Consider the following 11,298-nt stretch of genomic DNA (forward strand, 5'->3'; position numbering starts at 1 on the left):
CGGTCGACTATGGGAATTGTCGCGAAGGCAACGGAAGTCGTGGGTGGCGCTGTCGCGCTCGTCAGGCGCTTTGGGTCTCCGTCGCATCGAGCCGTCGGGCCGACACCCCGGATTCCGGAGGCGCGAAAACAGGGCATCATGACCTTGAAACTTCCCGCCGCGGAGGGCTGGAAGGAGGGGCGCCTGCCCACCTGCGCGCCGGGACTTCAGGTCAACGCCTTTGCGTCGAACCTCGATCATCCCCGCTGGATCGAGGTCCTGCCGAACGGCGACGTGCTCGTGGCGGAGTCGAAGGAACAGCCGGAGCAGCCGCGCACCCTCATGGACCATGCGCAGCAGGCCACGATGCGCCGCGTCAAGGCGATCGGCGAGAGCGCCAATCGTGTCACCCTTTGGCGGGACGCGGATGGGGACGGTGTCGCCGAGCGCCGCGAGGTCTTTGTGGAAAACCAGAACCAACCCTTCGGCATGGCGCTGGTCGGCGACCGGTTCTACCTCGGGAACACGGACGGCATTCGGTGTTTCGACTACCGGCCAGGCGATACGAGCCTCACGGGCGGTGGCGAAAAGCTCGTCGACTTCAAGCCGCACGGGCACTGGACCCGCAGCCTGATCGTCTCGCCGGATCAAACGAAGATCTATGCTGGCGTCGGATCGCTGTCCAACATCGGCGACAAGGGGATGGCGGCCGAAGAGGGTCGCGCGGCGATCTGGGAACTCGACCTTGCCAGCGGAAAGGCGCGGATTTTTGCCTCCGGGCTGCGAAACCCGGTCGGCATGGCCTTCGAGCCGGTCACGGGAAAGCTCTGGACCGTCGTCAACGAGCGCGATGGGATTGGGGACGAAACGCCGCCCGACTATCTGACGTCCGTCGAAGAGGGTGGGTTTTACGGCTGGCCCTATTGCTACTGGGGCAGGACCGTGGACGACCGCGTTCCGCAGGCTCCGGACCTCGTCGCCCGTGCCATCCAGCCGGATTATGCTCTCGGCGGCCACACGGCATCGCTTGGCCTGTGCTGGATGCCGGGCGGCACCTTGCCGGGGTTCGGCGAGGGCATGGTGATCGGCCAGCACGGATCGTGGAATCGCTCGACGCTCAGCGGCTACAAGCTGATCTTCGTCCCCTTCGACAATGGCGCACCGAACGGACCGGCTCGCGACATCCTGTCCGGCTTTCTGTCCAAGGACGAGAAACTCGCCTATGGGCGTCCCGTCGGCGTGGCGGTCGGCCCGGACGGCAGATCGCTGCTGATGGCCGACGATGTGGGAGACGTCATCTGGCGCGTGAGCGCTGCGTGACGCCGTCGCTCGGACCGGAGCGGTGATCGCGGGAGCCTGAAGTAAGGCCGTGGCCTGGAACGGGCGCCCGAAGGCGATCTCGATCATGCGACCGTCTCAACGGTGAGCCGCCGAGCCAATGGTCGAGCGATCGCACCGGATTGTGCCGGCGCAACAATGATGGGGATCGGTCAAGGCTGGATCGAAAGCGGCCGATCGAAACTCGAAACGGACTATGATGGGAGTGTTTCCAAACGATGAGCCTTGAGACATAAACCGAATTCAAAACCGATCCCGGTTGAAGGCAGGCGGCTTCAGCGATGAAACGCCTGATCCAGCCAAAACGCTCGGAAGGCGTATGAGAACGCTGTCGCCATTTACTGGGTACGATTGGATATATAATTTTTACTTTCAAGAGAGATGAAACATGTTTTTCGTTCGCGCCGGATCATTACTTGCTTGGCTGGGATTCGTGTTTGGAGTTTTTCAGTTGGCGGCAGGATTTTGGCTGGGTTTCAATTTGCCGATCGATGATCCTGACGCAATGGCGCAAGCTCAAGCGTTTTACGATCGACGGTATGGGGCGACGACTGGAGAAATGGTGACAAGAGGTATGTACCTCATACTCGGCTCTGTTGTTCTGGGCATACTTGCAAAGATCGCGCAGAGACAGTAATACAGCTTCGGAGCGCATCGTCGGGTTCGCTCTGTCTTTCCGTTATCTGTTTCGGTCGTTTGGTTTCGAGATTGAAACAGATCGGGTGATTGGGGTCTCGGCCTCTGCGGTTAGCGGACGTTCGTCGTCCGGGCTGAGACAAGGTTCGAGGACCGCAAACCCGTTGCCGCCTTCCACGATCTGAACCCTGCGCGGGGTAGAGAATGTCTCAAACTCGGCAAACATCTTCGAGTTGACGGCTCTGGAAACGGGCTGGGTAACATGAAGGTCGTCGTTCGAGACATCCGCCCTGCCTCGAACACGAAGCCCGCCTGCCCGATTGGCGGGACGGCGGACCGAAGCGCTGTCGGCAGCCGCACCAATGCGGCAACCCGCAGGATCGCAACCGACGATCTGCGAATTGTGAAAAGAGAGCCGTATCGTCGACCGACTGGTCCGCTCGGCTCTCGAGCAGTTCGATCCTTTGAACCGGAAACCGGCGATCTCGTGAATGCCCGACTGACCGATGCCGCACAAACCTATTGAGTGAGGCGTACACCCTTTATCCGGCCTGCAATATCAGCGAAAACCCCTCGCAATTCCGAGGCGGTCGTCACCGAGAAATATTGCTCCGGTTTGGAGGCACACTGTGTCAGGACAGCGGGATCTCCCTCGACCAGGTTGACCGCATAGATGCTGATCGGCGGATTCAGGCCACGCGCGTGGCGACATGCTGCGATGGTCCGTTCGTTGATGGCGCTTGTGTTCCCTTGATGCCACCGGTTTCTGGTATTCATTCCATCCGAGAGGATCACCATGAAGGCATCACTTTCGGCACGTCTGCCGGTCAGGGGGGACGTGGAAGACAGGGCTTCCATGCCCCACTGAACACCGATCGTCAGATTGGTGGCTCCATTGGCAGTCAATGCTTGAACCTGATTCAAGACGAGATCCAGATTGGCATTCAGGGGGCGAACTTCGCCGATCTCGGCCACATCGCATCTCGACGTCGGGTACTTCCGTCCCTTGCGATCCGGCGCATCATTCGTCGTGTCGAAGGGTTGGTCGCGGTCGATAACGCAGTCCTGTTTGCTGGGCTGGTCGTAGACAACGAAGCTCGATGGCCGCGTCACATGAAAGTCCAGGCATTGATCTCCACGGTTGCGTGTTTGCCGATCCTTACAAATCGCCTCACCCGCCCTGATTGTCGTTCTTCCGTTCAGAATGCTTGCCGTGTAAACGTTTGCTTTGTTTTTTCCGTCTTCCGTGACGTATGCGGCCGACGATGCAACGTAAAACCCGCGGTGTCCGCCGCCGCATAGCGAGCGGTGCATCTCATCCAGGCCCGCGCTGGGAGCGAGCAAACGGCAGTCTATGAATTCGAGATTCGTCTCTGATCGTGACAGGTTGAGATCGGACAATCGAACAGCGTTATGGAAAGGCACGAGGGCCACCTGGACAGCATCGTCGCTGTCTTCGAAGGCACCCAGGAATTCACCAACCGCCGCTTTGAGTTCCTGCATACGCTCCCCCTTCATCGATCCGGAATTATCCAGGACGAAGACGATGTCGTATGTCGACTGGTCCGAGCTCGCTTGAGCGACGACATTGATGTCGAAAGCGTCGATATTCGCGAACTTGAGAAAGCGGTTCGGCAATGTCGCGGAAGCTGAATACGAAAAGACACCGTCATTCTCGCTCAGCATCCCTGAGAAGGCTTCGCCCGTCTGGGACACATTCTGTCTGAAGACACCGTGAGCGAGGGCTTCGCGCTCCGCAAGAGTTGCCTTCACGCGCGAAGCGGCGGCAAGCGCAGCGACATCGGCCGCGTTCTGCATTTCCTGTTTCTTGTGGTGCAAGGCCGCGAACTCGACGGCACCGCCCGCGACAAGGATCAGGGGAACCAAACAAAGAGCAGTTATCGTCGCAAAGTTTCCGTGCGTGTCGGACCGGAAGGTCATCGACTTGCTCACCGCCGCATCCAGAACGTGGCGCGTTGTCTTCTTGAGATAGGAAAGCATAGAGTTCGATTCCAAATTCAGCAAATGCTACTCCGGACCCTCAAACTATACTCCATCAAGGAACTTAAATTTATCTGAATATCAGATTATAAGAGAACAATATTAAATAACGCTGTTAACAAGTGGATACTGCATGGCGCATCGTGTGCCTTTCGTGTGCCTTGCCCGCCCCCACTGGGGCTTGGCCTGCCCCCAATGACGCGGTCCTTCACGCAGTATGGTTTTTTAGCCATCGGAGGACGAGATCACGCCGAACACGAAGCACAAGCCTGAAGAGGTCGTCGCGAAGCTGCGCCAGGTCGATGTCCTGATTTCGCAGGGACGGAGCGTGGCGGAATCGGTCCGCGCGATCGGCGTCACGCAGTTCACGTACTATCACTGGCGCAAGGAGATCATCTCACGACGTTCGCGATCGCCGGCTTCGAGCTGGATTGATATCCCTTCGTGCATGCCCCCGACTCGCATGCGCATGCCCGCATTGGAATCACAAGAGGGACTCAACCATCTCGGTTAAACCACTAAAATAGAGCGCACCGATGCCGATCAAGTCTTGACCTGCGCGGCTTCTATCCGCTCAATTGGACCGAACTCTCCCGCTCGGTCCGGTTCCCTCGCGCCAAAGGTCGTTGTGAGCGATGCGCCGGCCGCATGCCCAGACTATCTGTCATCTTGGCGACGGTCGCTGGTACGATCTGGAGACCTCTTTCTGGCGTAACGGAAACGGCCGTAAACTGCGCACGAACTTGCCGGCGCCGGACGTGTTACCAGCAGAGTTCGCGACCCGCTTCACCAGGGTATCGCTCGCTTGCGCCCATCTCGACCACCACTTCCCGAACAACGAAGCGGCGAACCTCGCTGCCCTCTGCCAGCTCTGCCACATGATCCATGACGGACCGCATCATCTCGCCCGCTGGCGCATAACCTATCTCATGCGACGCACCATCGGCGACCTACTCTCGGGTCGATATCGGCAACTCGTTTAGATACGGTGGTCTGGAGACGATTTGCCTTAGGAGGCATGCAAATCCACTGCTGCCGGTCGTTTGAGGGCTATTGTGAGGATTCAATTAAGGCGGAGCCTTGAAATTCGTGTTCCTCGTTTGGAAAGAATCTGGTCAAGGCGAAATCGTTTCCGATTTCCCCGCTTACTGGGTAGTAGCGAGTCCGCTGACATTATATGGTGCATCAAATCCTCCCAACAATGCCGCCGTAATCTTTTTAGAACTTAACAAGTTTGAGCAGTAGACGCCATTTATTCGGCGGCGCTTTCATAAAGGGCTGACATAAGCGCAACTTGGGTACGGTTTTCAACTCCAAGCTTTCGCATAATCGATCGAATATGAAGTCGAACGGTCGTATCTGAAATTTCCAGCATTGAACCCAGCTTCTTATTGCCGTGCCCTCTACCCAAAAGCGATACAACTTCCCTTTCTCTTGCACTCAACAGATGGACTCGCTCTTTCGCGGCGTTCAACATGGGATCTAATTCTTTTCTTTCTACATTCGTTTCATTTGCGATTGCAGATTGAGCCTCCAGTTGCGGGAGAATTAAATAACCAGCTTGGATAATCTGGATCAGCAAATTAAAATTATGAATTTCGATATTATGACTAATAACCGCTAGAGTTCCTTCAAATTTCATCCTTAAAAGATCACTGCAATTGTTTTCGTCAACGAGGAAAAAGAAACGAACGTCATTCCGATTCCAGCATTCTCTAATAATTTTAGTCGAGTCCATGCCTAGATCGGCGACTTCGACAATCGCTAATGTTTTCTGTCCAGCTAATCTAATATCGCTTTTCAGTTTTTCAATTTTATCAATTGTTGTAACGTTGAAGCCTGACTCTTCAAGCTGCTGAGCTATCCCGTTGCGTGTAAAATAACGCGGCGAAATTACTACAATTTGAGAAAAATCTGGCATGATCTTCCAATAAAAATAACGTGAGAAATCCTGCTTACAAAAGTCAAACTATGGCCACGATTTCTATTACGCAACGACGTACTTAATTTTTGGTAAACGAACAGAATGGCTTACAGAGAATTCCCTTGGGTCTGCCTACATCTCTCTGCGACGCGTTCGGATCGTGTCCCAGGAGGTGGTGTAGCTTCGGCGCTCGCCGTGCCTTCCGGACAGATCCGGGAACGTGTCAGCTTGCCGCTGGCAGGCTGATGAGCGGATCATCGCTCATTGTGGCGATGGTCTCAAGGGTCCTGTATCGGGAGCGCTGGACGGCCCATTCGTCGTTCTGTTCAAGCAGCAGTGCGCCGACGAGGCGGACGATGGCGCCATCGTTGGGGAAGATGCCGACGACCTCGGTGCGCCGCTTGATCTCGCCATTGAGGCGCTCGATGGGGTTGGTGCTGTGAAGCGTGGTCCAGTGCTGCCTGGGAAAGGTCATATAGGCAAGCACGTCTTCTTCAGCGGTGTCCATGAGTTGGGCGAGCTTCGGCACTTTCTGCCTGATCTGGTCGGCGACGTTGCGCCACTGAGTGCTTGCGGTCTCCGGCGTATCCTGGGCGAAGGCCGTGGCGATGAAGGCGGAGACCACTCGTCGGCCGCTCTTTCCGGCATGGGCCAGTGCGTTTCTCATGAAGTGGACCCGGCACCTCTGCCAGGTGGGCGACGGGACCTTGGAGACGGCGGCCTTGATCCCTTCATGGGCATCGGAGACCGCGAGCTTCACTCCGCGCGGGCCTCGCTTGGTCAGCTTGCGCAGGAATTCTGTCCAGATTGGCTCAGCCTCGGATGTGCCGATCTCCATCCCAAGCACCTCGCGTCGACCGTCGGTGTTCACACCCACGGCGATGATGACGGCAACGGAGACGATGCGGCCGCCGCGACGAACCTTGAGGTAGGTGGCATCGATCCACAGATAGGGCCATTCCCTTCGATGGGTCTGTCGAGGAAGGCCTTCACCTTGTCGTCGATCTCTTCGCACAGCTGAGACACCTGCCTCCTGGAGATGCCCGACATGCCCATGGCCTTGACCAGGTCGTCGACGGAGCGGGTCGAAACGGCTTGGATATAGGCTTCCTGGATCACCGCCGTCAGAGCCTTCTCAGCCATCCGGCGCGGCTCAGGGAAGCTCGGGAAATAGCTGCCTGTGCGAAGCTTCGGAATGCGCGGCTCGACGGTGCCAGCACGTGTTTCACAGTTCCGGTCGCGATAGCCGTTACGTTGGGCAAGTCGGAAGTCATTCTTCTCGCCGTAGCCCGCGCCGGTCTTCGTGTCGACCTCCAGCGCCATCAGCTTCTCGGCAGCAAAGCCGATCCTCTAGCGCAGCAAATCGGCGTCGGCGCTCTTCTCAACCAGTGAACGCAGGTTCATCATGTCATCGGTGATCTTTCCATCAGGTTGGTCTTCAACAACCCGACCCTACCGGAAAAACACTGGTGACCGCCGCGACCCTGCTACACCACCTCCTGGGACACGATCAAAATTAATCGGACGAAGCCGTTCCAACACGATTATGAAATCGATTGAAAGGGCGCGATCTGTGTCGATCGACACAAACATCTCTGTCAACCTAGCAAGGAGGCTTCACAGACCCGATCTCTTAATATACGATAATAATTTAACAATTGTTGTTATTTCGATTTGAAATAACGCCATTGGACTGAGAGCCGCCCTGATTATTACCAAAAACGTCCGTCAAGTTCAGTCGTCTTTACGACAATCATCTCTACTATGTTAGACATTTTCGTCACCCCGGATCGAGCATAAGCGATCATTTGATCGATCCAAGGCTGAACTTCCGACACCACCTGCCATCCACTGTAAGTCCATACAAGAAAGACGTTCAGGCCAAACGAGATTGCGAACATCAAGATTATAAAGTGATTGCGGCGAGGCTGGGTAGCTACTTTGACCTTTTCTTCAATAAGAACGTCGATCTTCCCCATTAACGTGATCGCAAAATATGCTTCGAACGTTGCAACAGTTTTTTTAAGATCCTCTATCTCCGACGAAAACCTGGCGATTGCTTGAGATGTTTCGTTTTTATCATCGTCGATCGATCCGTTGTTCGTTTGTGTTGTCGAGGTTGCGCCTATCGATCCGGAAGTTGCGACCATCTTCGGATGTAGACGCGGTCGTCCAACGCTCACAGCAGAGGCTGTGTTGGCACCATGCGCATCAGCAGAAGAAATGGTTGGTTTCTGAGTTGGGGCAGATTGATCTGCTGTCCGGTCAGCAGGTATGTCGTTTGCCGACGATGTAGCATTTGCTGGAGCCATTCTCAGTCCTCTCGCATGGCATGTTCGATCTGGTCTCGCATTGGTTTGACGAGGTATGACAGGATCGATCGTTGACTTGTCTCGATAAATACTTCGACAGGCATGCCGGGTCGAAGTTCTTTGTCCTCGATACGTTTCGCCTGGTCCTCGGGAATCTTGAGCCGAGCGCTGAAGTATGTCATTCCGGTTTTCGGATCTTCAGTGGCATCCGGAGAAACATCGAGGACAGTCACAGAAAGTTCTGGAGTTGATCGCTGGTTAAGCCCCGTCAACCGGATTCGCGCCTTTTGCTTCGGCGCCACTTGATCGACATCGACGGGACGAAGCTTTGCCTCGACGATCAGGTCGTCGTCTGCCGGAACAACTTGCATCAGCGTCTCGCCGGGCGCTACCACTCGGCCAATGGTATGGACGTTCAAGGCATGCACATACCCTGTCATCGGGGCGCGTAATTCGAGACGAGTGAGACGATCGCGCGCAGCGATGCGCTCGTGGCGCAGCTTCGCAATCTCGACCCGTTTCTGGTCGAGCTCTGTTAGGACGGCTTCACGAAACTCCTTGTCGATCTGAGAGAGCGCAAGTTCCTTCTCTCCAATCGCTTGACGAGTTTCAACGATTTCTGCCGCCACTGCCGCTCTTGACCCCTTTAATGATGCGTGCTCACGTTTTACCGTAACGAGTTGGGAGTTAGCGATCAGACCCTTCCCATGAAGTGTCGCAATATTTGAAACCTGCTCCGCAAGGAGTGCAGCATTCTCATCGATTGAAACAGCCTGCGCATTCAGAGCCGAGACCTTCTCGTCCAATTGGGCAATCTGGGCATGAAGCTGTTCCTTCCGACCTAAGATCCCAAGTCGCCTTGCCTCGAACAATTCGATCTGACCCGATTTGAGGAGAGCGATGCGGTCTGTTTCTCCTTCGGCGAAGTCGTCTTCGGGGAATACGATATCTCGCCTACCAGACAGTTCGCTTAGGAGGCGCGCCTCCTGCGCCACCAACTGCTGCAGCTGTGCTTCGACGATGGCTAGATTTGCACGTACCAGAGTGCCGTCGAAGACAAAAAGGAGCTGTCCCGCGTCGACCTTTGCTCCTTCGTGAACTGCAATACGTTTCACGACACCGCCTTCGTTATGCTGAACCTGCTTTGAACGTCCCTCAACGATAATCGAACCCAACCCGATGACCGCGCCACCGATCTCGGCATAGGCTGCAACACCACCCATTCCGACGCTAAGTATCGTTGCTGCCGCAATTGCAGTCATAAGCTGTCGACGAAGCGACTTCGTAATCGTCCGATCAAGTACGTCAGCTGGCATGGGAAACTCTCCTGTCATCAGTGTTCGGGGCGTGGAACCCGGTGACTCCGAGTACGTCGTCGCGGTCGCCGAACCGCGTCTGCTGACCGTGAGCGATCACCAGCACCTTATTAACAACAGCGAGAACGTTTGGGCGGTGGGCGATTACGATAACGATGCAGCCGGCTTCCCGAAGGGTACCGATTGTCCGTGCGAGCGCCTGTTCACCTTCGGCGTCGAGATTGGCGTTTGGCTCGTCGAGCACGATCAGGAACGGTCGCCCGTAGATTGCTCTTGCGAGCCCGATCCGTTGGCGTTGGCCAGCCGAAAGGCGTGCGCCCGCCTCGCCGATCTTGCAGCCATACCCATCTGGGAGTTGTGCGATCAGCTCGTGCACGCCCGACATCTTCGCAGCAGCGATGATGTCAGTGAGTGAAGGATCCTCAGAAAAGCGCGAGATGTTCTCCGCGATCGTGCCTTCGAACAGCTCAATATCCTGGGGTAAGTAGCCCATGAAGGTCCCGCGTTCGGCCTTTAGCCAATGATCGATACTGGACCCATCCATGCGAACAGAACCCCGCATAAGAGGCCAGACCCCCATCACTGCACGGGCAAGGCTGGTCTTGCCGGAACCGGATGGACCTACAACCCCAAGAGCATCTCCAGCTTGGAGTTCGAAATCAACGTTCTGGAGGAGCAGAATCGGCTCACCGGGTGCGGTTGTCGCGAGCTGCTCGAGCTTCAAGCTGCGTTCCGGGCGTGGTAGTGACTTGGTGCCGCCCTCTGTTGCACATCGTTTCAGCGTGTCGGTAAGGCGTGCGGCAGCCTGGCGCGCGGCGACAAAGCTCGGCCACTGCGAAACTGCGATCTCGATAGGAGCAATCGCGCGGGCCATGATAATCGAGGCAGCGATCATGACGCCCGGCGAGACTTCCTGCAGAATAGCTAGATAAGCACCGAGACCGAGCATCGCCGACTGTAGAACCAATCGTAGCATCTTGGTCAAAGAGGAAAACGAAGAGTTGCGATCTGACGCGCGCTCCTGCGCCGCGTAATAGTCGCTCATCCGCTCTTCGTATCGCGCCGAGAAATTTTCGAACATGCCCATGGCGTGCATGACTTCGGCATTCCGCCGAGCGGTGCTCATAAGTGCGCTTTGCCCGGACGTCTGCAACAAAAGTTCGCGACTCGGAGCACGAGACATCATGTCGTTGACGATGACAATTGCGAAAATCAAAGCACCGCCCGCGAGTGCAAGGCCGCCTAGCAAAGGATGGAATAGGAACAGGATCAGGAAATAAAGCGGCATGAACGGGAGGTCGAAGATCGCCGCTGGCCCCTGTGAAGATAGAAAGCGCTTGATGAGATCAAGATCACGCGACGGGTCTACAGCCGTCGCCTTTGCTCCAAGGAGCAGTGGCATCTGGATATTGGCGAGAAATGTCGGACGCGACAGACGCGTATAGACGCGCATTGAGATCCGATTCAAAGCCTTCGACCGAAGCAAGTCGAGAAGGCCGCTGAAAAGGTAGAGGGCGAACGCAATTCCAGCGAGGACAAGCAGCGTGGGAATGCTGTTACTCGCGAGAACACGATCATAGACCTGGAGCATGAAGATCGGCCCGGTCAACATGAGAACGTTGAGGATCGCACTAATCAAAAAGACAGCGAAAAAAGCCGATCTGCACGTCGCCATAGCGCTTCTGACGGTCATTTGCTTGGGCTTCTGGAACATATTTGTCCTCACAGATCTTTCGAAGGCAATTTTACCTTCCGCAGGAACACCGCTTTTACTTAGAAAGAATGGGGCCGC

At 55.9% G+C, this 11,298-nt stretch carries 9 protein-coding genes and 2 pseudogenes; 5 read left to right on the forward strand and 6 right to left on the reverse strand.

The window, feature by feature from the left end:
* Positions 1-9: 9 nt before the first annotated feature.
* The 3 genes from U0C82_RS07335 to U0C82_RS07345 all read left to right on the forward strand — a co-directional run bounded on the left by U0C82_RS07335 (position 10) and on the right by U0C82_RS07345 (position 2,479).
* A complete protein-coding gene (locus tag U0C82_RS07335) occupies positions 10-1,299 on the forward strand; it encodes a PQQ-dependent sugar dehydrogenase (RefSeq protein ID WP_322186422.1) in 1,290 nt (429 codons plus the stop codon).
* 406 nt (positions 1,300-1,705) lie between these two features.
* Positions 1,706-1,954 (forward strand): hypothetical protein, encoded by a 249-nt coding sequence (locus U0C82_RS07340; protein WP_322186423.1) that lies wholly within the window; start codon positions 1,706-1,708, stop codon positions 1,952-1,954.
* 261 nt (positions 1,955-2,215) lie between these two features.
* Positions 2,216-2,479 carry a hypothetical protein gene (locus U0C82_RS07345; RefSeq protein ID WP_322186424.1) on the forward strand — a complete coding sequence of 88 codons (264 nt, stop codon included), beginning with the start codon at positions 2,216-2,218 and terminating at the stop codon, positions 2,477-2,479.
* On the opposite strand, the gene U0C82_RS07350 is transcribed toward U0C82_RS07345, so the two are convergent.
* Positions 2,473-3,978 (reverse strand): VWA domain-containing protein, encoded by a 1,506-nt coding sequence (locus tag U0C82_RS07350; RefSeq protein WP_322186425.1) that lies wholly within the window; start codon positions 3,976-3,978, stop codon positions 2,473-2,475. The genes U0C82_RS07345 and U0C82_RS07350 overlap by 7 nt on opposite strands.
* Before the next feature lie 220 nt (positions 3,979-4,198).
* Here U0C82_RS07350 and U0C82_RS07355 point away from each other — a divergent pair.
* A pseudogene (locus tag U0C82_RS07355) lies at positions 4,199-4,345 on the forward strand (IS3 family transposase); the annotation flags it as partial.
* Positions 4,346-4,589: 244 nt separating this feature from the next.
* Positions 4,590-4,937, forward strand: coding sequence for a hypothetical protein (locus U0C82_RS07360; protein ID WP_322186426.1), 348 nt, complete (start codon positions 4,590-4,592; stop codon positions 4,935-4,937).
* A 269-nt stretch (positions 4,938-5,206) separates the two neighbouring features.
* On the opposite strand, the gene U0C82_RS07365 is transcribed toward U0C82_RS07360, so the two are convergent.
* The 5 genes and pseudogenes from U0C82_RS07365 to U0C82_RS07385 form a co-directional block, all read right to left on the reverse strand.
* A complete protein-coding gene (locus tag U0C82_RS07365) occupies positions 5,207-5,875 on the reverse strand; it encodes a helix-turn-helix transcriptional regulator (protein ID WP_322186427.1) in 669 nt (222 codons plus the stop codon).
* 226 nt (positions 5,876-6,101) lie between these two features.
* Positions 6,102-7,297: pseudogene (locus tag U0C82_RS07370) on the reverse strand (IS256 family transposase).
* Between the two features lie 293 nt (positions 7,298-7,590).
* Positions 7,591-8,190, reverse strand: coding sequence for a hypothetical protein (locus U0C82_RS07375; protein WP_322186428.1), 600 nt, complete (start codon positions 8,188-8,190; stop codon positions 7,591-7,593).
* A gap of 2 nt (positions 8,191-8,192) precedes the next feature.
* Positions 8,193-9,506: an HlyD family type I secretion periplasmic adaptor subunit gene (locus U0C82_RS07380; RefSeq protein WP_322186429.1), complete on the reverse strand. Its 1,314-nt coding sequence runs from the start codon at positions 9,504-9,506 to the stop codon at positions 8,193-8,195.
* Entirely contained in the window at positions 9,496-11,220 is a 1,725-nt protein-coding gene (locus tag U0C82_RS07385; RefSeq protein ID WP_322186430.1) for a type I secretion system permease/ATPase, read from the reverse strand. The genes U0C82_RS07380 and U0C82_RS07385 overlap by 11 nt, the downstream gene beginning before the upstream one ends.
* Between the last annotated feature and the right edge of the window lie 78 nt (positions 11,221-11,298).

The sequence above is a fragment of the Fulvimarina uroteuthidis genome, assembly GCF_034321785.1.
Taxonomy (GTDB): domain Bacteria; phylum Pseudomonadota; class Alphaproteobacteria; order Rhizobiales; family Rhizobiaceae; genus Fulvimarina; species Fulvimarina uroteuthidis.